Here is a 22,876-nt window from a genome sequence, read left to right on the forward strand (position 1 = left end):
AATAAGGGAATTGAACCATACAAGTTGCTCAACTTGGCCGGTTAGCAAAGCATTAGCAGTCATTATGAATCGAAAAATTGTTCTGAAAATTATAGCGTTACTAGTTCTAACTCCGGTATTGGTGCTTGTGTCATTAGTAAGCCTTGATTCTTTCGAAAATGACAGAATCAATAGGATGTGCTTTTCCATTGAAATTGGAGATTCGTACTCTGAATCGATGGATAAAATATCAGATCATTGGTTTATTGATAAGGTTGAATGGACTGGTGATATATTGAAAAGACTGGACATTGAAGGTGGTCTTACGCATGTAGAGAGCCTATTATCTGGTCGTAAAATTTCCTGCTCGATTGAGCACAAAGACGATCAAGTTGTTGGAGTTTCAACTGGTAGCCACTTCTGGGAATGGCTCCATGAGTGATCTGCTGTACTAACCGGACACCTGTAGTACTGATTGGACGAGTACTGATTGGGCACCCTCCATAGTAAATTTAAAGCGAACTAGCGGGACACCCACTACTGGTTCTCGAGTACTAACCGAGTACTAACCGGACACCCATCATAGTAAATCTAAAGCTCAGATAATTCCTGGCTCTTTATCGGGTGGTTATGGAGTTTTTCCTGAAGAATTTCTCAGGCTGTCAGTGATTATTATGAATTTAGCTTTGATCGATCAGATTTGAGGCGAGTCATAGCCACCAGGGTAGCTGGAGTCTTAGATATATTGCTAAGGGTGGGAGATCTAGCCGATTGCTGCTCTGCAGCGACTTAATCCAGGCACTCGTTGGTAAGGAAGCTTTTCACAGGCCGAGCGCAAATGCTGCTCACTGCCGGCAAAGGTCGCAAAGCATTCTTCAAACCCCTGCGTCATAGTTAACCACTGGCTTTCATCAATACCAAGTCGGTTAAGGATGCCATCGGCAGATGCCGGAATAGCTCCGCGCTTATCTTCTCTGATCATACGGCCAGTCCAATCGACCAGTTCCAGATAATCAGTCAGCCGCATAGGAATACCTTTCGGCATGTCCTGACGGGGATTGCCTGCGAAGGGAAGCAGGAAGCCAGGTTGTTGGTTTTTATGATTTGGTTGAGTGACCGTTTTGGCTTTCTCTGCCCGTTGCTTAACTGAGGTGTGATCCGATCTTTCCGGGGTTTTGCTCATACCGGCGCGAACAGGGTTGAGATCGACATAGGCCATACAGGCAGCCAATGCAGCGTCATCCAGAAGTGCCTGCGACTTAAACCGCCCCTCCCAGAAACGTCCGCTACAGCCATCTTCTGCGTTTGCCTCACGGGCAATGGCCTCATTCAAAACCCGCATAAACCAGCTGATATCAGACAGACGGGATCGCCATTCAGAAATGTAGATAGCCAGCCGAGCTAACTCAGGCTCAGATAAAGCATCATCTTTCTCGTAACGTTGAGAGAGCAGATTGCCCTTAAACAGCAGGTGCCAGCGGCTGATGACAGGACACTGCTGCATCCTTGTCAACATGGAGAAGTACGTGATAGTGGTTGCTCATAATCGCGTAGGCGGCGATATCAATGGCAAAGATTCCGGGCAGTTCCAGTAGTTTGGCTTCCAGCCAGCCGCGACGATGTTCATAAGAATCGCCGGTTGAATGATCCACTCCGCACAGAAACGCCCGGCGAACACAGCGTGAAACGCAGTGGTAGTAAGGTGTCGCATCCAGCGATACTTGCTGAGCTCGTGGCTTTGTCATTATTTTCCCTCCATGGAACTGTTTTTTAGCTTAGAGCATTTGAGATGTAGTGCAATCAGAAGATGGAACTAAGGTGGATGTCTCAATAGAGAGATGCTGCACCGAATTCCCACCCTTACTTTTGCAGAAAACCTGAGATCTTTGGTTTTGATCCTGATCAATAGCAACCCTACAACCTAACTCCGAATATGGGTTGCTTCAGAATAAAGTGTTAAAATTTTCGTATTTTCAATTTAATTATTTACAAAAAACGGCGGTTTTACTGCCACCGTTCCAGCTTTGAAATAAAAAGGAGAGGAAGGTGAAAAAAGCAGTATTTGCAGCAACTTTATGTCTTATCTCAGTCGCTGCCAGCGCTGAAAATGTCATTGTTAAGCAGGCGCGACAGGCTGGTGTTAAGCAGTGTATGTCTGCGGTTGAGAAAATCGCTGATTATTTAGTGGGTGATGGGGATGCTGGTATTCATAGTGTATGGAGTTCAGATAATCCGGATAATCAGGCATTCACAGCTATGATTGAGCGTAATTACAGTGATGGATCTATTGTTGCTAACCTTGTAGTTGCGCCGGTTAAATCCGGTGAATGTTATGTTGAGTATGAGAAAATAATTCAATTTAATAAATCGTGTCTGGCTGCTTCCCGGGATTTTAAAGGTGCGAATTATAAAGGCGAGCTAAAAAGGAAGTTGCTGTAATGGATCATGATGCGGTGAGCGTTTACCTGATCCCATCGGGTAATAATTGCATTGTTGTGCGCAAAGAGGTGATCATGGAAGGTCGTAAGCTTTAACCTTCTTAATATCTCTTTTTATATCGTTTGCTCTGTACGTCAGGCTGTGAATATCAAATATGCAGATCGCAGGTTAGACGATATTTGGGTACAAAAAAGGGGCTGTTCAGCCCCTTTCTCTTTTATACAACCAGTTCTTTTACACAGATAAGTTTTATTACTGGTTCGTACTATGCGCTTTTACTGATTGTTCTCACTATCAGGCCATACGTGGTTTTCCCATTTCTTCTGCTTTGGGTTTTGGATTCCTGATCAGGTAGGCCAGCAGGAACAGCCAGAAGGGTATCAAGGCTACGGTGGAATACAGCAGATAGAAGTCAGCGAATATTGTTTTGACGTTGTAAGGGTCCTGGAAATAGGGAATAGTCTCCCAGGCGCAGAATGCCAGATACAGGGTGAGAGCGGCGAAATAGAATTTGGGGATAAAGGTAGCCAGACGCTGATCTTTTGGCCGGTTCCAGTTAACGGAAGGTAACAGTACGCCGTACATCGGAGATAATAAGATCAGCCACATCAGCGGAATGGTAACGTAGTCGGGCAGTGAAGAGTCTGCCATTGTGTACATCGCCGGGTAGAACAGGACCATGATAAAACCGGTTATCAGCCACATGATGGGTAACGCTAGGTAGACGTCCAATGTTTCATATTTCGGTTTTTTAGTGTGCATGGACACCAGGTTAATCATGGATTCTTTGTGCATAAAGAGGTTAAACACAACCCAGATGGCACTGGCGAAGCCTATGATCCACATGATTGCCCAGTAGCTGTTGCTGTGAAGAGCCAGCCAGCGCATGCGCGGAAAGTATTCAAACTGTTTATACAGATCACCAAAGGCAAGTTCGTGCAGCTTGTGGTAAATCTTCATGAAACTTGAGACATGCCGGTATTCAAGAATGCTGTCAGGGATCATCGCCAGCACTAACCACATCGTCAGCGCTGCCTGTACGGGAACAAGCAGAACTCCGGTAGCATGCATAAAATAGTTTGAATTTTCTGAGCGTGAGATAAACCAGGCGATCTGGTAGTAAATCAACATCATGCAGGGGTTGGTCAGTGCAAAAATCGGTTCATCGAATATGAGCTGGGTGGCATATTCATAGGCACCAACAAACGCAAAAATAACGAACAGAATGGCAATAGCGCTCGCGCCACCTGCGCCAAGCCGGCTGCCCAGCATGCCTGCTACTGTATCCCCTAAAAAACCGCGCATTCGCTTTACATCTCCATCCCAGAATATGAGTCAAATCAGTTATTTATATTTTTAAATCGGGGCGGAATATAACATCAGGCTACACTTAACTCTATGCCGCACAGGTAGGGTAAACGGCACGTTATTACCAGTATTTGATGTTTATATTTCCCTGTGGATATATAGCTGCAGCAGGATTTCTGAAAGTCATCAGAATCGGAAAATGCACAAAAGAAACGTGGCCGTTGTGTAATATGTGCACAGATTAAATATCAGAGTTATGCAGACTATTAAGGTCAGACCAATTCAGTCCGACTGAATAAAAGTAAAAGAGTCACTATGAAATTAACAGAAGTTAAAGCAATACTCGCCACTGGCGAAGTTAAGTCAGTGGATATTAATACTGTCATCGACTCTCTCGATGTCGCTGATCTTGCAGACCTGACGGCGAAAGAATCTGCAACGCTGCAGTCACTGTTAACCGGCATGCAGCGTATGCAGCAGGATCCGCATTTTGCGGGGAAGATTAATAATCCGGAGAAAGTTGAGCAGCTTGTGGTGGAGACGTTGGCGGGTTAAATGTTCGCGGGTTTATTAAGTGATGCAAGCGCCCCTTTGTTGATGAAGTCACTCCGGCAATCGTGACTGAAGTCGCCCCTGCAAATCCTGCAACCGTTGCGAGAACAGGAATGCACTCAATCCATGGCTACCAAATCACAATGGATCCGGTAGCCATGCATTAACCGGCGAACTTAAACGTTCTTCGGCTCAATCAAAAACTTGTCAGTGATTTCGGCAATGGTCGATACACCGGCAACGTTCATGGTAAACGCCAGTTCTTCGGCCAGACGGGCATACGTGCTCTGCACGCCTTCCCAGCCACCAACAGCCAGGCCAAACAGTACTGGGCGGCCAATACCGACGGCGTCGGCACCACAGGCCAGTGCTTTGAACACATCAGCACCGCGGCGGAATCCGCTATCAACCAATACTACACCACGACCTTTAACGGCTTTGACGACAGATGGCAGTACGTCGAAAGAACCTGGCAGGCCATCGATCTGGCGGCCACCGTGATTGGAAACGATTACACCGGCCAGACCACGACGCATGGCTTCATCAGCCAGTTCCGGAGTGGTTACCCCTTTAATCAGTACTGGCAGGCCGGATTCGCGCATCACCATTTTTACGTCATCCCAATCCAGACCGGATTTAATGCCGTGCTGCAGATAAGGCTTAGGCAGTTTCGGGAATTTATAGCCCTGACGGATAACTTCGTCAGATTTACCGGCAGCTGGCGCATCAATGCTGATCACCACGGCGGTGTAGCCTGCGGCTTTGGCGTCAGCGATCACTTTTTTGTTAACGGCGTCGTCTGGTGTGATGTACAGCTGCAACTATTTTGGTCCCGGGTTTACCGCGGCAACCTGTTCAACGGTACGGTTGGCAGCGGTACTCAGCATCATCAGTGCACCGGCTGCACCCGTACCTTTGGAGGTACCTTCTTCAGCGGTAGTGTGTACGATGCCGTGGGAACCCATTGGGCAGGAATACAGTGGCAGTTTGAGATCGCTGCCCAGCAGTTTGGTGCGCAGATCGGGTTTGCTGTTACCGGACAGGTAAGCCGGACGGATCTGGAAGTTTTCGATCGAACGGAAATTCTGGTGGTGCGTCCACTGGTTGCCTGCGCCATACGCAACGTGGGCTAATACGCTGGCACTCATGGCTTCTTTCGCCATCGGTTCAAGATCATTAAGACTGGCAAGACGTTCGATTGGCTGTACCGCGGAACCAGGGGCAGATTCGCCCGCGGCGGCAGATGCTGCTGCAGCAACCGGGCTGGCTGACATAATACCACCGGCGTGGGCAACGGCAGAGCCGGACACTAAGGCACCCAGGGCGAGTGAACTGTTGGTGAGAAAATCACGACGATCCATTGTTGTTCTCCAGATTAAATACCGTTTCAAACGGGTGTTGCTGTCGTTTTGCCGTCAGCGGATGCACCGGGTCTGTCTGTCACGGTGAAATGTTGAATATGTTGATCCCTGAACGCAGGCGCATGAGTGAGCCGTTAAAGCCCGTTCTGCTGCGGTTTTCCGTTCTGATATGGCACCGCCGTTTTAGCCTGAGCGTTGCTTTATCAAAGGATCTGAAATTCACGCTAACACCATGATTTCAGTGGAATAGCCCCTGGCGCAGTGAACTAGTGGAGACGGAAACAGATTTCCTGAGGAAAACGGGAATCGGCAGATAGCGCCATGCGTGATTGCATCCTTTGTGGCCCGCAACGAACTATCACTGCACTTTTTTATCAGAATGTGACGCCACCACACCGTATTCACATTCCTGCATTAGTTTGCACCTGAGACGGCTGGTATCATCTCCTTTCATTTAATAACCGATCCAGGCTATGGCTGCCCGAAAGAAAGAGACTCCCCGCACGCCGAAGAAAAAGGCAAATAATTCCCAACCTGCAAAGTCCAGAGCTGTGAAGTCCCGGTTGCGCACGGCGTTCAGTTGGTTGCTGCGCCTGGCGGTGGTCGGTGTGGCGGTGCTGGCTGTGTGGCTTGTGTATCTGGATGCGCAGGTGCGCCAGCAGTTTGATGGTAAAAAATGGACGCTGCCGGCCAAGGTGTATGCGCGCCCGCTGTCGTTGTATCCGGGGCAGTTATTGTCGGCGGAGCAACTACAGGCAGAGCTTAAATGGGCGGATTACCGTGAAGCGCGCGGTGCGGATCGTCCGGGGCGTTATTACCGCGATGGCAATAGCTGGGTTATTTATCGTCGTGCCTTTCCGTTCTGGGACGGGCGCGAGCCGGCACGCAGAATTGAAGTTGAGCTGCGCGATGGCCGCGTGTATCGCCTGCGTGAAAACAATGCCGATGCGCCGCTGATCCGCATGGAGCCGCAATACATTGGCGGTATCTTCCCGGCCCATAATGAAGACCGCGAACTGGTGCGGCTGGAAGATGTGCCGCCGGCGCTGGTTGCCGCGCTGGTGATTACCGAAGATAAAGCCTTCTTCGAACACTGGGGTATTTCCTTCCGTGGCATTGCCCGGGCGATGCTGGCGAACGTTAAAGCCGGGCGGTTTGTGCAGGGTGGTTCGACGTTAACCCAACAGCTGGTGAAGAATTTCTTCTTAACCAATGAGCGCACGCTGCCGCGTAAAATTCAGGAAGCCTTTATGGCGCTGCTGCTGGAGCTGCATTACAGCAAAGAGGAAATTCTGCAGGCGTATCTGAATGAGGTGTACCTGGGGCAGGCCGGGCGCCGTTCCATTAATGGCTTTGGCCTGGCGGCGCGTTTCTATTTTGGTAAGTCGGTAAAAGAGCTGGATCTTGGTGAAGTCGCAACCCTGGTCGGACTGGTGAAAGGTGCGTCTTATTACAACCCGCGCCGTAATCCGGAACGCGCCAAAGAGCGCCGCGATCTGATTCTGGGCTTAATGGCTGACAATAATGTGATCTCAGATGCCCAGCGCATTCAGGCGCAGGGTAAGCCTTTACTTACCGCAGACTCCAACCGTGCCGGGCAACGTGAATATCCGGCCTTCCTTGAACTGGCCCGGGCGCAGCTGCAGCGTGATTACCGTCTGGAAGATTTACAGACCGAAGGCCTGCATATTTTCACCACCCTTGATCCATGGATGCAGCATGCCGTGGAAGAGGCCGCTCAGCGTCAGCTCAGTGCACTGGAAAAACGCGACGCCAGCCTGAAAGATCAGCTGGAAACCGCAGCTGTGATTACCAGTGTGGATGGCGGTGAAGTGCGCGCACTGCTGGGTTCGCGCAAGCCGGAATTTTTTGGATTCAACCGCGCGCTGGCGGCAAAACGGGCGATCGGCTCGCTGGCTAAACCTGTGGTGTATTTAACTGCGCTGGAAAGCGGACGCTATAACTGGGGCAGTATCATTGAAGATAAGCAGGTCAGCGTTGCCGGCCCGGGTGGCCAGTTGTGGCAGCCGCAGAATTACGATCATAAGTCCTACGGTAAAATCCCCATGGTGGACGGTCTTGCCCGTTCACTGAACCAGGCAACCGCCCGACTGGGGATGACCGTGGGCCTCGGGCAGGTGGCGGATACCTTTAAACGCCTCGGCCTGAGCGCGGAGGTACCGCCGTATCCGTCCATTCTGCTGGGCGCGATTTCGCTGTCGCCGTTTGAAGTCGCAGGTATGTATCAGACCATCGCCTCGCAGGGGTTTGTTATGACGCTGCGTACCATTGAGGCCGTGACCACAGCGAAGGGTGATACGCTGTCGTCCTATTCATTAACCGGTGAGCAGCGCTTTGATCCGGCCATGATGCAGTGGCTGCGATATGGTCTTGAGCAGGTGGCAGAGCGCGGTACAGCGCGGCGTTTAACACAGAATCTGCCGGGGCCTCTGGCGGCAAAAACCGGTACCACCGACGATCAGCGTGATGCCTGGCTGGCGGGTTTTGATAACCGCCATCTGGGGGTAATCTGGGTTGGCCGGGATGATAACCAGCCAATGCCGTTTACCGGCAGCAGTGCTGCTTTGCCGATCTGGCTGGATACCTTCCGTGAGGCGGGCAGCGAACCTTTACCGCCGGCGACCGCACTGAAAATGGCTGCAGTGAATGAGCAGGGGCAACTGGTTGGCAGCGGCTGTCGTGGTACTCTGTATCCTTTCATCAGCAGCCGTCTGCCGCAGGATCTGACGGAGTGCAAACAAAAAGCCCCAGAGAAGGAGAAGAAGTCGTGGCTAGACTGGTTGTTCTGAGTTTACTGGTATTTGCTGTGCTGGCCGGTTGTTCCTATGCGCCACCCAAACCAGAAGAGGCTCAGGTGAGTCCGGCTGAACTGCCGCAATGGCAGGACGGCATGATGGGGCCATTTACTGAAGGTGAGCACCATCCGGCGGTGGCCAGTCTGTTCGCCAAAGCAGAATCAGCCCGACGTTCATATCAATGGCGTTCCGCCATGACGTATCTGGATCAGGCGCGGCAGATTCAGCCACGTAATCCGGCGATTTTTTATCGCGCAGCCTGGGTCAGTCTGCAGATGGGCAATGCCAAACAGGCGGAGCAGCTTTTACAGCGGGGACTCGTATTCGCACCACAGGACAGCGAACTCAGTCGTCGGCTGAAACTGCTGCTGGCGGAATGTCTGGATGCTCAGGGGCGGGTCATGGAAGCCGACAGCCTGCGTTCACAGGTTGCCGGCTGAGGTTTTAACGGTTAGCGGCCGGAGACTTTCAGCTGTGCCAGAAGGCCGCGCAGATCACTGGCCATGGCCACCAGATGTTCCGAGTTGGTGGCCGAAGTGGCAGCCTGTTCGGACGTCTCTTCACTGATATCACGAATCACCGTCAGGTTGCTGTTCACTTCATTGATGGCGATATTCTGCTCTTCAATGGCGTGGGCAATCTGCTGGTTCATGCCGTGGATATCACTGACGGCCTGTTTTACCAGCATCAGACTGTCAACGGTCTGGCCGATTTCCGACACGCTGCTGTCAACGCCACTCTTACTGGTTTCCATTGAATGCACCGCTTCGGCTGAGCCTTTCTGCAGGCGCTCAATCATGCGCTGAATTTCTTCGGTGCTTTCGTGGGTACGGGAGGCCAATGTGCGGACTTCATCAGCAACGACGGCGAAGCCACGTCCCTGTTCACCCGCCCGGGCTGCTTCAATAGCGGCGTTCAGTGCCAGCAGGTTGGTCTGTTCGGCGATACCCTGAATGACCTGCAGTACCGAGCCGATGTTGTTGCTCTCGGCATCCAGGTGCTGAATAACCGTGTTGGCTTTCTCAATGCTTTGCGCCAGATTGCCAATGGTTTCACGCGCGCGGGTAATGCTCTGCTCGCTTTGCTGACCAACCCGGTCGGCTTCGGCGGCGGCGTTGGCCGCTTCCTGCGAATTATTGCGCACGTCTTCCATGGAGGCCGTCATCTGATTGGTGGCGGTGGCAATCTGATCGGTTTCGTCGTGCTGGCGTCTGGCACCCTGACTCATTTTCTGTGTGGTGTCAGAAAATGAATGGCCCACTTCATCAATGCGTTTTGATAACTGATCAACCTGAGAAACGATGCCGTTTACCAGTACAAAAAATTCATTGAATGCCGGAGTAAAACGACCCTGTGGATTACCGATACTGAAGGTCAGATCGAGCGCACCGGGTTTGGAAATATGCGCACCGATCTCCATCAGCTCGGCGTTCTGTACAAATTCCTGCCAGCTTTTATTGGCCAGATACACCAGTGCTACAGCTTCTACCACGACGAAAACAGCGTGCAGCAGCACGATGCTGATACCAGTATGGGATTCAAATACCCACACCGGGCTTCCCTGTTCCTGTAAATAATTAAATAACAGGTGATGAACCGCGATCGTTGCAGCAGCGGCCAGAATCGGCAGCGGATCACGATAATAAAGCAGGAAAGCAAGACTGACGAAAATACCGAAGTGCATTTCGATCAGACCGTGGGCCTGATGAATATGCAGCGCGGCAAAAATCATCAGCGCGATGCCATAGGTAATGCGCGATAAACGGCTGTTGTCCGTCATGTGGCCAAAGGCAATCGGGAAAGCGGTGGCCGGAATACCGATCAGCAGAGCTTCCGCCCAGGTACCGTACCAGCTGGCTAACAGCAGTGATACACCAAAAAGGCCGATTAAAATAAACGAGAAAAAGCGATTTGCCTGGGAGTAAAACTCCCGCTGGACTGAAGTCATCAGACTGACACCCCTAGTAATCAATAACCTTATGATTACTAAGTGTAGTTAAGGCGTTAACGGCTGCCAGTGCGATGAAAGTAAAGAGAGGGAACAATTGTAGCAGCCAGCCACAGGTTAAGATCATGCTGCGCAAGACTGGTTTGATCGTACCAGAAAATAATACCAACCCAGCTGATAATCGCCGCAGGAACGAGTCGTTTATCGGCGCCTTTGCTGGTAATTAATGGCAATACCGCAGCAATTAATCCGGCAATTAAAGCGATCAATAACCAGCTGTGCAGTTCATTGATACGGCGTGTGATTTCAAACACCACACACAGTGCCAGTAGTAACCGTCCCCAGATCATGCGCGACCAGTTAAGGCCAAGTGAAGCAGTGAGCAGAGTACAGATTAATAATGGCAGGGCGGCGTACAGACTCAGTTGCTGTGGCAGCAGTCTGAGACTGTAAGGCATATTCACCAGCAGCAGACTGAGCACTGCTTGCAGCAGAAAAATAATGGCTACCGCAAACCGCGCGGAGCCAGCCCCGGACCATGAATTACCTGGCCTGCTGCTCCACAGCAGCAGGCCACTCATGATCAGCAGGGCGATATTTCCGGCCAGATTCAGCATCAGGCTTTCAGGTCTTCCATCACACGGTCAGCCGCCGCGATGGTTTCCAGAATATCCTGCTCAGTGTGCGCGATGGACATAAAGCCAGCTTCAAAAGAAGACGGCGCTAAGTACACACCTTCTTTCAGCATGCCGTGGAAGAAGGCATTAAAACGCTGTGCGTCGCAGTGATCGGCCACTTCGCGGTAGCAGGTTACTTTTTCCAGTTCACTGAAGAACATACCGAACATGGAACCGGCGCTGTTGTAAGTAAACGGAATACCGTGCGCATCGGCAGAGGCTTTAATACCGTTCAGCAGCAGCTGTACACGGGCAGTCAGCTGATCGTAGAAACCAGGTTTCTGAATGGCTTTCAGCATGGCCAGACCGGCGGACATCGCCAGCGGGTTACCGGACAGAGTACCGGCCTGATAAACAGGGCCCAGTGGTGCCAGATATTCCATGATTTCGCGTTTACCACCGAAGGCACCGACCGGCAGACCGCCGCCGATTACCTTACCCAGCGTGGTCATATCCGGCGTGATACCGTAGTACTCCTGGGCACCACCTAAAGCTGCGCGGAAGCCGCTCATTACTTCATCGAAAATCAGCACAATGCCGTGCACATCACACAGTTCACGCAGACCCAGCAGGAAGGATTTTTCCGGCGGAATGCAGTTCATGTTACCGGCCACAGGCTCAATGATTACACAGGCAATTTCGTCGCCCATTTTTGCGAAGCATTCTTTGACGCTGTCGAGGTTGTTGTAATCCAGAGTGATGGTGTTTTCTGCAACCGCAGCCGGAACACCCGGAGAGGTCGGCACACCTAAAGTCAGCATGCCGGAACCGGCTTTTACCAGCAGTGAGTCGGAGTGACCGTGGTAGCAGCCTTCGAACTTAACCATTTTATCTCGGCCGGTATAACCACGGGCCAGGCGGATCGCACTCATGGTCGCTTCTGTACCTGAGTTCACCATGCGCACCATGTCCATGGATGGCACCAGCTTACACACTTCGTTGGCCATTTCGGTTTCGATACCGGTTGGCGCACCAAAGCTCAGGCCCATATCGATACGGGATTTTACCGCGTCGAGAATTTCATCAGCACTGTGGCCGAGAATCATCGGGCCCCAGCTGCCGACGTAATCAATGTAGCGGTTGCCATCAACGTCAAAGACGTACGCGCCTTTGGCGTGATCGAAGAAGATGGGCGTACCGCCAACCCCTTTGAAGGCACGTACCGGCGAGTTTACGCCACCGGGAATATGTTTCTGTGCGGCTTCAAACAGGGCTTCGGATTTGGAAATGGAATAGCTCATAAGTCTTCTCTCGGCTTGAATCTTTTTTCGGCTTAAAAAGGACGCACGACCACCAGAATCACAATGGCGATCAGCAGGAATACGGGAATTTCGTTAAACCAGCGATAAAACACATGACTGCGCTGGTTTTTGTCGTCGCGGAAAACTTTCAGCAGATGTCCGCAATAAAAGTGGTAACCAATCAGCACGGCGACCAGGGTCAGCTTGGCGTGCATCCACTGAGTATCGATAAAATAGTAGTGCGGATTAAAGCTGATCAGCCATAACCCCAATGCCACCACCACCACCATGGATGGCGTCATAATGCCGCGGTAGAGTTTGCGTTCCATGATTTTGAACCGCTCGCGGGACACCTCGTCTTCTGCGCTGGCATGGTACACAAACAGGCGCGGAAGATAAAAGATGGCGGCGAACCAGGTGACAACGGCGATGATGTGGAAAGCTTTAACCCAAATCATTGGTTACTGATTCCTCGGCATGTAGTGATAGAAGTGTTCAATCTGGGTCTGGGACACCAGTCCGACGCAACGGCTGAAGTCGTTGTCGCGGTAAACGGCCAGCCATTGTATGTGATGCTCCTGCATCAGGTCTAAGGCATCCTGCAGATTGGCTTTCAGAGAAATGAATTCCACCTGCTTACGGTCTGCCGGTATCGAGATCAGATCGACATCGGGATGTTCATCTTCCGCGTGCTTTTCTTTCTGCTCTTCTTTTTCTTTCATGTCCGCCAGCGCTTCTGCCACCGCTGCGGGGGGCAGAATCACCTTTTCTTTTTCCAGCAGCAGCCATTCCGGATCACGTTGCAGCATAAAGCCGGCGGTTTCCGGGGTGATATGGCGTGGTGCAATAACAAAGGACTGCGACATCGCCTGTGCCACCCAGGTATTGCGCAGCATCTGCTGTACCGGGTCCGGGGCCTGATAATTGTGGCCGCCACCAAGCTGTACATTAAATACCGACGGCAGTTTAAAGAACTCACTGACCACCAGACTGGCGATTACGATGGCGAGCATGCCCGGCATAATAATGTTGGGGTTGGCGGTTAACTCCAGCAGAGCCACCAGTGCTGCCAGTGGCGCGCGCAGCACTGCACCCATCATTGCGCCCATACCCAGCACCGCATAAAAGCCGACCGATACCGGATAGTCGGGCAGCCACCAGTCAGACAGCTGCCCGAGCAGGCCACCCAAAGCGGCGCCAATAAACAGCGTCGGACCGATCAGACCGGCCGGAAAACCAATGCCGGCCGCCCAGGAGGCCAGCAGTAGCTTGGCTGCCAGTAACAGCAGCAGACTGCCCATCACCACCTGGCCCGCCAGGGTCTGGTTTACCGTGTCGTAGCCAATACCCATCACCTGCGGAAGCCACCAACTGATCACCATGGTGGCACAGGTCAGGGAACCCCACTTCAGCCAGATCGGCCAGTGGTTAATGCGCTGGAAAAAACGCACCAGGTAAATAAAAGCAGCTGCCATCAGCCCGGCAATAATACCGAGCAGCAGAATGTAGGGAATTTCCGCCAGTGACTGCATATCCACACCGGGTACGGCAAAGGCGGTATGACTGCCAAATACGGCTTCACTGACAATGGCACCGGCCACTGAGGCCAGAATAATGGGTACAAAGCCGCGAATGTTGTATTCCAGCAGCACCACTTCCATGGCGAAAATCACCCCCGCCATCGGGGTATTAAAAGAAGCGGAAATGGCGCTGGCGACCCCGGCTCCGGCAAGAATACGCAGACGGTGATGGGCCAGACCAACGCTCTGACCGATCTGGCTGGCGGTACCGGCACCCAGATGAATCGCAGGACCTTCACGGCCAACACTGTGACCACTGACGATGGCCACGGCAGCGGCAAACCACTGCACTACAATATTGGGCAGTGGCAGATAACCCTGGTGCATTTCCATGCGCTGCAGCACATGGCTGACGCCAACACCACGGCGTTCCCGCGGCAGAGAATGAAACAACAGAATCAGTATCAGACTGCCGCCGCCAAGCAGGGCAATACGCGCCCACTGACCCAGTTCTTCATAGCTTTCCGGCGAATCGATCGGAAGAAACGCCACCAGAGGCAGCTCGATGGCCAGACGGAACAGGGTGATCACCAGCGCGCTGGCAATCCCGGCCAGTAATGCCAGCAGGGCGAGGCCGATCTGGTTGTCCGATAAGGAAATCAGATTTGACCATTGCTTACGGAAAAAACGCACTGTGTACAGGTATCCTTGTCTGGCCGGTGTGGTGTTTGGTCAGTAAGAGTGAGTATTATACCGGGGTTTATTCAAGATGACCGCGACCGGAATCAGTAACTGGCTGGTTTGGGTGCAAAAAAACAGCAAGAGGTTCGCAGTGATTAAAGTAGGTATCGTTGGTGGCACTGGTTACACAGGGGTGGAATTGCTCAGAATTCTGGTCAATCACCCGGAAGTTGAATTAAAAGTCATCACTTCACGCAGTGAAGAAGGCATGCCGGTTGCCGACATGTATCCGAACCTGCGTGGCCATACCGATCTGCGCTTCACTGTGCCGGATACTGCGACTCTGGGTGAGTGTGATGTGGTGTTCTTTGCCACGCCACACGGTGTTGCCCATTCCATGGCGGAAGAAATTCTGTCTACCGGCGCACGGGTGATCGACCTGTCTGCCGACTTCCGTATTAAAGATGTACCGACCTGGGAAAAATGGTACGGCCAGCCGCACGGCGCGCCGGAAGTTCTCAAACAGGCGGTTTATGGTCTGCCGGAAACCAGTCGTGAAGCCATTAAAAGTGCGAAGCTGATTGCAGCGCCGGGCTGTTACCCGACATCCGTGCAGCTGGGCTATCTGCCGTTGCTGGAAAATAACCTGCTGCCGGATCAGATGCTGATCGCCGACTGTAAGTCCGGCGTCAGTGGTGCCGGCCGTGGTGCCAAAGTCAGCTCTCTGCTGTGTGAAACCAGCGAGTCTTTCAGTGCTTATGGCGTGGCAGGTCACCGTCATCTGCCAGAAATTGTGCAGGAGCTGGAACGCGCTGCTAATAAAGCGGTCAATCTGACCTTTGTTCCGCATCTGACGCCGATGATCCGCGGAATTCACTCTACACTTTATGCTCAGGCACCGGGTCTGGATGTGGATCTGCAGGCGCTGTACGAAGCGCGTTATGCCAATGAGCCGTTTGTGGATGTGATGCCGGCGGGCAGCCATCCGGCCACGCGCAGCGTGAAAGGCAGCAATATGTGCCGTATCGCAGTGCATCATCACAAAGACACCGGACAGATCATTATTCTGTCTGTGATCGATAACCTGGTGAAAGGTGCCTCCGGTCAGGCGGTGCAGAATATGAACATTATGTTCGGTCTTGAGGAAGACATGGGGCTGAAACAGGTCGCCCTGTTACCTTAAGTCTGTGCATTAAACACAGCGACAGGGATAAGGATTTGCAGTTATGGCGGTTGTAAAAGGTAGCCACCAGGAAAATCTGATTATTCGGCAATACCGTCCGTGGGAACGTTTCCGGCGGACCATGTACCTGCTTATTTTCATTGTTATCGTCGGCGTGGGCGGCTACTTCGGCGGTATTTATGGCAGCACCAACCAGATCAAACAGCTGTCTGGTGAACGCGATAAGCTCAATGATGCGCTGGTGGAAGCCAATCAGACCATTAACACTCTGACCCAGCGCGTGAACGTGCTGGAGAAAGGCGGCGAGGTTGACCGTAAGGCAACAGAAGGTATTCGTCAGACCGTCAAGGAATTAAAAGCTCAGATTGCGACACTGGAGGAAGAAGTTGCCTTTTATAAAGGTATCATGGCCCCCAGCTCCAACGACAAAGGTCTGAGAATCAGTAAAGTGGATATTCTGCCGGTGCAGGATGTGGAAGGTCGCTTCCGTTATTCCATCATGATGACTCAGGTGGCGGACAACAGTTCGTATATTTCCGGTCTGGCAGCGGTGAACTTTATCGGTGTTCGCAACAGCGAGAAAGTGATTCTGCCGTTGCGCGATCTGGACTCTAATATCACCGATCTCGGTGTGAAATTCCGCTTCCGTTACTTCCAGGAAGTGGCCGGGGATATCGTTCTGCCCGCGGGCTTTGTTCCGGAGCAGGTTCAGGTTGTGCTGCAGTCCACCGGCAATAAAGCACAGCGTGTAGAAGAAACAATCGAGTGGCCGTAAAAGCGGCCGCGATCAGTAAGAACAGGCCCGGACAGGAGAGGCTTAATGTTTAGCAGTAAAGACAAGGGTGCCAACACCCACTATGACACCCTGATCTCTTCCAAGACTGAAATCACCGGCGATGTGAAGTTCACCGGTGGCCTGCATATTGATGGTGTGATTAAAGGTAATCTGCTGGCCGAAGAAAATTCCGGCGCGGTGATCCGTGTCAGCGACAAGGGCAGGGTTGAAGGTCAGATCATTGCCCCCAATATTATTATCAACGGCATCGTCATCGGTGATGTACATGCGGGTGAATACATTGAGCTGGCCAAGAAAGCTCAGGTAACCGGCGATGTTTACTATCAGGCGATGGAAATGGTTATGGGTGCTCAGGTGAACGGTAAGTTGCACCACGAGCCCAAAAACGAAGGCCGTAAAAAACCAGGCAAAACCGGGCCGCAGCCCACAGAATCCGCGGCTGAAGCTGCTGCTCAGACTAAAGTTGACTGAAATACTGGGTTAATAGGATAATTTTCCGACACCCCAACAACCGGAACGCGTATGAACGCTGTACAACAGGCAAGCCCCATTGAACTCACCCAGGCCGCTGAGGCTAAGGTGCGTGAGTTATTACAGGAAGAAGCAGACGACGAGCTGTGTCTGCGTGTGTTTGTGACCGGCGGCGGTTGCTCCGGCTTCCAGTACGGCTTCACCTTTGATGACGAACGCGCCGAAGACGATACCGTGCTTGAACACGATGGCGTCCGCGTTCTGGTTGATGCGCTCAGCTATTCTTATCTCACAGGTTCCGTACTGGATTATCAGGAAGGACTGGAAGGCTCACGATTTGTAGTGAATAATCCGGGAGCATCATCCACTTGTGGATGTGGCTCTTCCTTCTCAATCTGAATCCTGCAGGAGTACCAGGATGCGTCTGTTAGCTTGTGTGTTGCCACTGCTCGTATCCCTGTGTGCTTATGCAGAACCTCAGACTGCAGATCAGGACGTCGCCGAACCGGTGGCGCTTGAGCCTGTACCTCTCAAAATGCAGCGCTATCAGGGGCTGCTCGATTTTCACACCGAAGATGAACTGAAAATTCTGCTGGCGCGCGCCGATCAGGCTGCCAGAGAAGTGAATTATCAGGCCGACAGCCCGGTTGCTCTGGTTTTACACGGTGATGAAATAGCATTATTCGAACGCAGACACTATCGTGATAATAAAGAACTGGTTGATATGGCTGCTCGTCTGGACGCCTTTAACGTTGTGGACATCAAAGTCTGCCGCCGCTGGATGTCGAGTCATGAAGTCACCCAGGACGATCTGCCGCCATTCGTTGAGCTGGTAGAAGACGGCCCGGCGGAAGTATTGCGTCTGCAGACGGAAGGTTACGTTACTTTCTGATCCGTACGCGCACAGCACCGCTGGCAAAACTGTAAGACAGGAGGTCCGATGCGCGTTTTATCCGTTATCTTCGCTCTGTTCATCAGCATGGGTGTTCAGGCTGCCGACAGCTATTCCATTGGTATCGTTACCAACAGCATTGGCCAGGTCAGCTGGCAACGTCAGGATATGCCGGTACAGCTGCAGCGCGGCGATCCGGTTTCGGAGCTGGATCAGGTATCTACCGGCAAAGACGCCCGGGTCATTCTGCGGATGAACGATGGCAGCGTCATTACCGTTGGTGGCAGCAGCACGCTGGCTTTTACCTCCTGGGCATTCACTGAAGGAAAAGACGATAACTCAGCGAATCTTGAGCTGGTGGAAGGCGCTTTCCGTTTTGTTACCGGGTTGATTACCAAACAGGGTGAACCGGATCTGACCGTGAATACGCCGTCAGGCAGTATTGGCGTGCGGGGTACGGATTTCTGGGGCGGTTATCTGGATGACAACGTACTGGATGTGATTCTGCTGGATGGCGAGCATAAGCTCGAAATCCGCAACGACCTGGGTGTGGTGTATATCACCGAGCCGGGTTATGGCGTGACGGTGACCCCAGGCAGTGGACCGGCAGCACCGGTGCGCTGGAGTAAAGAAAAACTTGATCGTGCAGTGAAGACCATTTCACTGCTGGAATAATCCAGCCTGCTCAGGCCGGATAGATACCACCAAGAATGCGTTCTCCTGATGCACCGGTTACTGCCGGTGCGTTACCGCTCAGGTGCTGATCTGTGCGCCATGCCAGCCAGGCAAAAGCCATGGCTTCCAGCCAGTCCGGATGAATTCCTGCCTTTTCTGTGCTTTTGATATCCGCCTGCGGCAGATGATGCTGAATGCGCTTCAGCAGAAAGTGGTTATGCAGTCCACCGCCACAGATCAGTAATTCACCATCGCGATAGCCATGAGACTTCACTGCATTACTGATGGAGCAGGCGCTGAGTTCAGTCAGGGTGGCCAGTACGTCTTCGCTGTGTTCCCGTGACAGATCACCAAGAATATTCAGATTGAACAGTTCCCGGCCGGTACTCTTCGGCGGCTGTTTGCTGAAATAAGGCAGCGTCAGCCAGTCGTGCAGACGCTCATGCAGAATATTCCCCTGAGCCGCCATCTGACCGTATTCATCGCGGGCGCAGTTCAGTTCACGCTGACACCATTCATCCATTAACGCATTGCCCGGACCAGTATCAAACCCCAGCAGTTCTGTGCCAGGCGTGGGTAATACGGTCAGGTTGGCGATACCGCCAATGTTGAGCACCATGCGCTTACCGCCCTGGCTCAGACAATGCTGGTGGAAGGCCGGCACCAGAGGTGCACCCTGACCTCCGGCGGCAATATCACGGCGACGGAAATCGGCAATGCAGGTTATGCCTGTGTGTTCGGCAATCCAGGACGGATCACCGATCTGCCAGCTGAAGCCATCCGGCTGGCTCTTATGGCGCAGAGTATGGCCGTGAGAACCAATGGCGTGGATATCCGCTTTGCTCAGCCCATTGCGCTGCAACAATACCGCTACTGCTTCCGCCGAACGGGCAGCTATCGTGCGGTCGAGTTGCATAATGGTTTTGACCGGCAGCTCTGGGGCAAGAGCGGTGCTGCGCAGCTGAGTGCGCAGGTCAGCGGGGTAATCAAGGCAAAGTGCATCCACCAGATGCACAGAAGAAGAAAAATCGACCAGAGCGACATCCATGCCATCGGCGCTGGTGCCGGACATCAGGCCGATATACAGACTCACAGAGTGGAATCCACGGCAGCGTTGGTGTTTTCGCTGTAGCTCGACAGCCAGTTCACCATGGCTTTTGATTTGCGCATAAAGCTGTCCTTTTCGCTGCTGGAAATGGATTTGGCTTTTGGCAGCTCAACACGCAGAGAATCGCGGTGCACGCCATCGACGCGGAACTCATAATGCAGATGCGGGCCAGTCGCCAGACCGGTCATGCCGACATAGCCAATCACCTGCCCCTGTTTCACGCTACGCCCGGTGCGTGCGCTGCTGTTAAAGCGACTCATGTGGGCATACAGCGTCTGGTAACGCGAGCCATGCTGAATGATCACGCAGTTGCCGTAGCCGCCTTTACGTCCGGCAAAAATGATTTTGCCATCACCGGCTGCTTTAATTGGGGTGCCGGTCGGTGCTGCGTAGTCAGTACCCTTATGGGCGCGGATCGTGTTAAGAACCGGGTGCTTACGGCCAGGATTAAAGCGTGAACTGATGCGGAACACATCCATCGGGTTGCGCAGAAACTCTTTACGCATGCTGCGGCCGTCCGGTGCGTAGTAATTGGCGTTACCATCGGAGTCTTCATAGCGTACGGCTGTCAGTTCGCGGCCATTGTTATTAAAGCGGGCAATCAGGATGTTGCCGTCGCCAATCTTCTCGCCGTCGAGAAAGATTTCATCGTAAATCAGGCTGAAGGTATCGCCAGTGCGGATATCCAGCGCGAAGTCGATATCCCAGCCAAAAATCGCGGACAACTGATACAGCACCTGATCGGGAATACCGGCGGCCGAGCCATCGTAAAACAGCGAGTTATTGATGGTGGCGGTGACATAGCGCGGGCGGTAATCGGCATGACGTTCTTCCAGCTGATACTGCAGTGCGCCTTCGTCATTACGGGTAAACGTATGGCTGGCCAGTGGTGATAATACGATCTGAAACTGCTGGATGTGGTTGTCTTCCGAGCGGGTCCACTTCATGGTCTGCCCGGGTTTCAGCTGCAGAACGCTTTTCGGTGCTGCTGCTGCCAGTTCAATGACATCCACGGCGCTGAGGTTTTCACGGTCGAAGATGGTCGACAGGCTGTCACCGGATTTTACTTCGGTTGATTCCCATTCAGGCTCAGGCACCGGAGGCTGAAGCGACTCTTCGACGGCCGGTACTTCGATACGGTAGCTGGTCTGGTGTGATGGTTTGTTCTGCTCTGAAGGCCAAAGAAGAAGGGTAAATAAAACGATAAGCGCAGCGCCGATCCCCAGTGCATGAGTAAGGGGGAAGTACTGCAGGCGTCCGGACAAAGCCATGGCGTCTGACGATTCCTTATATGAGTAGTGATAACAAGTGTAAACAATTAACCGGCATTTTATCCAGCGAGCTTGATTTTGCACCTTGATCAGGTAATGTTCAGCACCCTTCTGACAATCAAATCCAACGAGAGCTCCCATGACTGCTGCATTAATAGCTGACCTGAAAGCCCGTGGTCTGCTGAACCAGGCAACCGCTGACGAAGAACTGAACGAACATCTGGAATCCGGATTCCGTTCACTCTATTGCGGATTTGATCCAACTGCAGACAGTCTCCATATCGGCTCATTAGTTCCCCTGCTGGCACTGAAACGTTTTCAGTTGGCTGGTCATAAGCCAATTGCGCTGGTGGGTGGTGCTACCGGTCTGATCGGTGACCCTTCCTTTAAAGCCGCTGAGCGTAAGCTGAATGGGCCTGAAGTGGTTGCCGGTTGGGTAGAAAAACTGAAAGCCCAGGTCAGTCGTTTTATCGACTTCGACGGTGATAACGCCGCAGAAGTGGTTAATAACCTGGATTGGGTAGGGCAGATGAACGTGCTCGACTTCCTGCGTGATGTCGGTAAGCACTTCTCTGTTAACAGCATGATTCAGAAAGAATCTGTTAAGCAGCGTATTGAGCGCGAAGGCTCAGGCATCTCCTTTACTGAGTTCACCTATATGCTGCTGCAGTCTTACGACTTCGCCGAACTGGCGCAGCGTGAAAGCTGCACACTGCAGATTGGTGGCTCAGATCAGTGGGGCAACATTGTTGGTGGTGTAGAGCTGGCGCGTCGCATGTACAGCAAACAGGTGTTTGGCCTGACACTGCCACTGGTGACCAAAGCCGATGGTACTAAATTCGGTAAAACCGAATCCGGCACCATCTGGCTGGATCCTAAGAAAACGTCACCGTACGCTTTCTATCAGTTCTGGATGAACACTGCTGACGCTGATGTATACAAATTCCTGCGTTACTTCACCTTCCTGCCGATTGAGAAAATCGAAGAAATTGAAGCGACTGACGCTGAAATTCAGGGGCGTAAAACTGCCCAGCCAGTTCTCGCAGATGAAGTCACCCGTCTGGTGCATGGTGATGAAGCCCTGGCATCGGCCAAGCGTATTACCGAAGCTCTGTTTTCCGGTGATGTAGCGCAATTGAGTGAAGCAGAACTCGAGCAGATCAAACTTGATGGTCTGCCAGCCAGTGATCTCGACAATACAGGTCTGTCTGATAAGCCGCTGACGTCCATTCTGTCGGAAGCCGGTATGGGGCAGGGCAAACAGGTTAAAGACGCGCTGGGACGTAACGCGGTGATCATTAACAGCACCGCCTGCAGCATGGATGACCTGATGAAAGGTGAAGAGCTGTTTGCTGCAGATAAAGCACTCTATGGTCGCTTCTTCCTGGTCAAGCTCGGCAAGAAAAAGTACCACCTGTTTGAACTCGTAAAATAGTTTGAAAAAAGTTATTGACGGTCCGGTCAGGATCTCTATAATGCGCACCTCCTAAGCACTGAGGTGCTCTGGAAGCTCCTGAAAGTCCTTGCATATCAATGACTTACATTCTTTTTCAGCGCTGGATAAGCACTGAAAAATAAACAAAAAAAGGAGTTGACGGCGAGTTAAGAAACTCTATAATTCGCCCTCCTTGATTAAGCGGATCGCTCTTCGGAGAGTCTGAAAAAATCAAAGGAAAACAATGGGTTGACATGAAGTTAAATGACTTTATAATGCGCCCCGCTCTGAACCGGATGGCTAAGCCAGACGATCAGATGAAGAAAAAAGTGGTTGACACGCAGGATTAAATCCTTAAAATGCGCAGCCCGCTCTGACCGAAATCAGAGTTGTTCTTTAACAAAGTATTTAGACAATTACGTGTGGGTGCTTACTGAGATGTTCTGGAGACAGCAATATTTCAAGTAAGAACTCGTAATAATTCATTTATTGTCAGTTTTTCTTGAGCAAGATTTAGATCAGC

Annotated in this window: 22 protein-coding genes and 1 pseudogene; 12 read left to right on the forward strand and 11 right to left on the reverse strand. The window is 52.1% G+C overall.

What is annotated here, in order from left to right; translation table 11 throughout:
- Nucleotides 1–421, forward strand: a 421-nt coding sequence (locus B2Z72_RS09035) for a hypothetical protein (RefSeq protein WP_296984068.1), incomplete at its 5' end; no start/stop codon positions are given.
- A 321-nt stretch (nt 422–742) separates the two neighbouring features.
- On the opposite strand, the gene B2Z72_RS09040 is transcribed toward B2Z72_RS09035, so the two are convergent.
- Together B2Z72_RS09040 and B2Z72_RS09045 are read right to left on the reverse strand one after the other, a co-directional pair.
- Nucleotides 743–1,483 (reverse strand): transposase, encoded by a 741-nt coding sequence (locus B2Z72_RS09040; RefSeq protein WP_296984066.1) that lies wholly within the window; start codon nt 1,481–1,483, stop codon nt 743–745.
- Nucleotides 1,440–1,724, reverse strand: coding sequence for a transposase (locus tag B2Z72_RS09045; RefSeq protein WP_296984065.1), 285 nt, complete (start codon nt 1,722–1,724; stop codon nt 1,440–1,442). Before B2Z72_RS09045 ends, B2Z72_RS09040 begins: the two co-directional genes overlap by 44 nt.
- Nucleotides 1,725–2,025: 301 nt before the next feature.
- On the opposite strand from B2Z72_RS09045, the gene B2Z72_RS09050 reads away from it, so the two are divergent.
- Nucleotides 2,026–2,418: a hypothetical protein gene (locus tag B2Z72_RS09050; protein WP_296984063.1), complete on the forward strand. Its 393-nt coding sequence runs from the start codon at nt 2,026–2,028 to the stop codon at nt 2,416–2,418.
- Nucleotides 2,419–2,712: 294 nt separating this feature from the next.
- Here the strand turns inward: B2Z72_RS09050 and B2Z72_RS09055 are convergent, their stop codons facing one another.
- Nucleotides 2,713–3,723 carry a hypothetical protein gene (locus B2Z72_RS09055; protein ID WP_296984061.1) on the reverse strand — a complete coding sequence of 337 codons (1,011 nt, stop codon included), beginning with the start codon at nt 3,721–3,723 and terminating at the stop codon, nt 2,713–2,715.
- A 318-nt stretch (nt 3,724–4,041) separates the two neighbouring features.
- Between B2Z72_RS09055 and B2Z72_RS09060 the strand changes: the two genes are divergently transcribed.
- Nucleotides 4,042–4,281 (forward strand): hypothetical protein, encoded by a 240-nt coding sequence (locus tag B2Z72_RS09060; protein ID WP_296984059.1) that lies wholly within the window; start codon nt 4,042–4,044, stop codon nt 4,279–4,281.
- Nucleotides 4,282–4,454: 173 nt separating this feature from the next.
- On the opposite strand, the pseudogene B2Z72_RS09065 reads toward B2Z72_RS09060, so the two are convergent.
- A pseudogene (locus tag B2Z72_RS09065) lies at nt 4,455–5,639 on the reverse strand (alpha-hydroxy acid oxidase).
- 563 nt (nt 5,640–6,202) lie between these two features.
- On the opposite strand from B2Z72_RS09065, the gene mrcB reads away from it, so the two are divergent.
- Together mrcB and B2Z72_RS09075 are read left to right on the forward strand one after the other, a co-directional pair.
- Nucleotides 6,203–8,449 carry a penicillin-binding protein 1B gene (gene mrcB, locus B2Z72_RS09070; RefSeq protein ID WP_297004629.1) on the forward strand — a complete coding sequence of 749 codons (2,247 nt, stop codon included), beginning with the start codon at nt 6,203–6,205 and terminating at the stop codon, nt 8,447–8,449.
- Nucleotides 8,428–8,895, forward strand: a complete 468-nt coding sequence (locus tag B2Z72_RS09075) for a tetratricopeptide repeat protein (RefSeq protein WP_296984057.1) — start codon at nt 8,428–8,430, stop codon at nt 8,893–8,895. Before mrcB ends, B2Z72_RS09075 begins: the two co-directional genes overlap by 22 nt.
- Nucleotides 8,896–8,906: 11 nt before the next feature.
- Here B2Z72_RS09075 and B2Z72_RS09080 read toward each other — a convergent pair whose 3' ends face one another.
- The 5 genes from B2Z72_RS09080 to B2Z72_RS09100 are packed head-to-tail and all read right to left on the reverse strand — an operon-like array spanning nt 8,907 to nt 14,534.
- Nucleotides 8,907–10,403: a methyl-accepting chemotaxis protein gene (locus B2Z72_RS09080; protein WP_296984056.1), complete on the reverse strand. Its 1,497-nt coding sequence runs from the start codon at nt 10,401–10,403 to the stop codon at nt 8,907–8,909.
- Between the two features lie 56 nt (nt 10,404–10,459).
- Nucleotides 10,460–11,020, reverse strand: a complete 561-nt coding sequence (locus B2Z72_RS09085; RefSeq protein ID WP_296984055.1) for a hypothetical protein — start codon at nt 11,018–11,020, stop codon at nt 10,460–10,462.
- On the reverse strand, nt 11,020–12,321 hold the full coding sequence (gene hemL, locus B2Z72_RS09090; RefSeq protein ID WP_296984054.1) for a glutamate-1-semialdehyde 2,1-aminomutase: 1,302 nt from the start codon (nt 12,319–12,321) through the stop codon (nt 11,020–11,022). Before hemL ends, B2Z72_RS09085 begins: the two co-directional genes overlap by 1 nt.
- 32 nt (nt 12,322–12,353) lie before the next feature.
- Nucleotides 12,354–12,779, reverse strand: a complete 426-nt coding sequence (hemJ, locus tag B2Z72_RS09095) for a protoporphyrinogen oxidase HemJ (RefSeq protein ID WP_296984052.1) — start codon at nt 12,777–12,779, stop codon at nt 12,354–12,356.
- A gap of 3 nt (nt 12,780–12,782) precedes the next feature.
- Nucleotides 12,783–14,534: a chloride channel protein gene (locus B2Z72_RS09100; protein ID WP_296984050.1), complete on the reverse strand. Its 1,752-nt coding sequence runs from the start codon at nt 14,532–14,534 to the stop codon at nt 12,783–12,785.
- 139 nt (nt 14,535–14,673) lie between these two features.
- On the opposite strand from B2Z72_RS09100, the gene argC reads away from it, so the two are divergent.
- The 6 genes from argC to B2Z72_RS09130 are packed head-to-tail and all read left to right on the forward strand — an operon-like array spanning nt 14,674 to nt 18,539.
- The gene (gene argC / locus B2Z72_RS09105; protein ID WP_296984049.1) at nt 14,674–15,705 is read left to right on the forward strand and encodes an N-acetyl-gamma-glutamyl-phosphate reductase; all 1,032 of its coding nucleotides are present in this window, start codon (nt 14,674–14,676) and stop codon (nt 15,703–15,705) included.
- Between the two features lie 43 nt (nt 15,706–15,748).
- Complete coding sequence (locus B2Z72_RS09110; RefSeq protein WP_296984048.1) at nt 15,749–16,480, forward strand: DUF6776 family protein; 732 nt, start codon at nt 15,749–15,751, stop codon at nt 16,478–16,480.
- Nucleotides 16,481–16,525: 45 nt separating this feature from the next.
- The gene (locus B2Z72_RS09115) at nt 16,526–16,972 is read left to right on the forward strand and encodes a bactofilin family protein (RefSeq protein ID WP_296984047.1); all 447 of its coding nucleotides are present in this window, start codon (nt 16,526–16,528) and stop codon (nt 16,970–16,972) included.
- Between the two features lie 51 nt (nt 16,973–17,023).
- Nucleotides 17,024–17,371, forward strand: coding sequence for an iron-sulfur cluster insertion protein ErpA (gene erpA, locus B2Z72_RS09120; RefSeq protein WP_296984046.1), 348 nt, complete (start codon nt 17,024–17,026; stop codon nt 17,369–17,371).
- Nucleotides 17,372–17,390: 19 nt separating this feature from the next.
- Nucleotides 17,391–17,864, forward strand: a complete 474-nt coding sequence (locus tag B2Z72_RS09125; RefSeq protein ID WP_296984045.1) for a DsrE family protein — start codon at nt 17,391–17,393, stop codon at nt 17,862–17,864.
- A gap of 48 nt (nt 17,865–17,912) precedes the next feature.
- Nucleotides 17,913–18,539: a FecR family protein gene (locus B2Z72_RS09130; RefSeq protein WP_296984044.1), complete on the forward strand. Its 627-nt coding sequence runs from the start codon at nt 17,913–17,915 to the stop codon at nt 18,537–18,539.
- A 10-nt stretch (nt 18,540–18,549) separates the two neighbouring features.
- Here the strand turns inward: B2Z72_RS09130 and B2Z72_RS09135 are convergent, their stop codons facing one another.
- Nucleotides 18,550–19,632 carry an anhydro-N-acetylmuramic acid kinase gene (locus B2Z72_RS09135; RefSeq protein ID WP_296984043.1) on the reverse strand — a complete coding sequence of 361 codons (1,083 nt, stop codon included), beginning with the start codon at nt 19,630–19,632 and terminating at the stop codon, nt 18,550–18,552.
- Complete coding sequence (locus B2Z72_RS09140; RefSeq protein ID WP_296984042.1) at nt 19,629–20,918, reverse strand: OapA family protein; 1,290 nt, start codon at nt 20,916–20,918, stop codon at nt 19,629–19,631. Before B2Z72_RS09140 ends, B2Z72_RS09135 begins: the two co-directional genes overlap by 4 nt.
- Before the next feature lie 139 nt (nt 20,919–21,057).
- Here B2Z72_RS09140 and tyrS point away from each other — a divergent pair, with 139 nt between their 5' ends.
- Nucleotides 21,058–22,353 (forward strand): tyrosine--tRNA ligase, encoded by a 1,296-nt coding sequence (gene tyrS / locus B2Z72_RS09145; protein ID WP_296984041.1) that lies wholly within the window; start codon nt 21,058–21,060, stop codon nt 22,351–22,353.
- Nucleotides 22,354–22,876: the final 523 nt, after the last annotated feature.

Source organism: Thalassolituus sp. UBA6592, assembly GCF_002433655.1.
Taxonomy (GTDB): Bacteria; Pseudomonadota; Gammaproteobacteria; order Pseudomonadales; family Oceanobacteraceae; genus Venatoribacter.

Excerpts from the sequence above, each read along its gene's own strand:
- hemL (WP_296984054.1), bottom strand. The coding sequence starts at position 12,321 with ATGAGCTATTCCATTTCCAAATCCGAAGCCCTGTTTGAAGCCGCACAG.
- B2Z72_RS09080 (WP_296984056.1), bottom strand. The coding sequence starts at position 10,403 with ATGACTTCAGTCCAGCGGGAGTTTTACTCCCAGGCAAATCGCTTTTTC.
- B2Z72_RS09110 (WP_296984048.1), top strand. The coding sequence starts at position 15,749 with ATGGCGGTTGTAAAAGGTAGCCACCAGGAAAATCTGATTATTCGGCAA.
- B2Z72_RS09115 (WP_296984047.1), top strand. The coding sequence starts at position 16,526 with ATGTTTAGCAGTAAAGACAAGGGTGCCAACACCCACTATGACACCCTG.
- B2Z72_RS09140 (WP_296984042.1), bottom strand. The coding sequence starts at position 20,918 with ATGGCTTTGTCCGGACGCCTGCAGTACTTCCCCCTTACTCATGCACTG.
- B2Z72_RS09130 (WP_296984044.1), top strand. The coding sequence starts at position 17,913 with ATGCGCGTTTTATCCGTTATCTTCGCTCTGTTCATCAGCATGGGTGTT.
- tyrS (WP_296984041.1), top strand. The coding sequence starts at position 21,058 with ATGACTGCTGCATTAATAGCTGACCTGAAAGCCCGTGGTCTGCTGAAC.
- erpA (WP_296984046.1), top strand. The coding sequence starts at position 17,024 with ATGAACGCTGTACAACAGGCAAGCCCCATTGAACTCACCCAGGCCGCT.
- B2Z72_RS09045 (WP_296984065.1), bottom strand. The coding sequence starts at position 1,724 with ATGACAAAGCCACGAGCTCAGCAAGTATCGCTGGATGCGACACCTTAC.
- B2Z72_RS09040 (WP_296984066.1), bottom strand. The coding sequence starts at position 1,483 with ATGCAGCAGTGTCCTGTCATCAGCCGCTGGCACCTGCTGTTTAAGGGC.
- B2Z72_RS09085 (WP_296984055.1), bottom strand. The coding sequence starts at position 11,020 with ATGCTGAATCTGGCCGGAAATATCGCCCTGCTGATCATGAGTGGCCTG.
- B2Z72_RS09125 (WP_296984045.1), top strand. The coding sequence starts at position 17,391 with ATGCGTCTGTTAGCTTGTGTGTTGCCACTGCTCGTATCCCTGTGTGCT.
- hemJ (WP_296984052.1), bottom strand. The coding sequence starts at position 12,779 with ATGATTTGGGTTAAAGCTTTCCACATCATCGCCGTTGTCACCTGGTTC.
- B2Z72_RS09060 (WP_296984059.1), top strand. The coding sequence starts at position 4,042 with ATGAAATTAACAGAAGTTAAAGCAATACTCGCCACTGGCGAAGTTAAG.
- B2Z72_RS09055 (WP_296984061.1), bottom strand. The coding sequence starts at position 3,723 with ATGCGCGGTTTTTTAGGGGATACAGTAGCAGGCATGCTGGGCAGCCGG.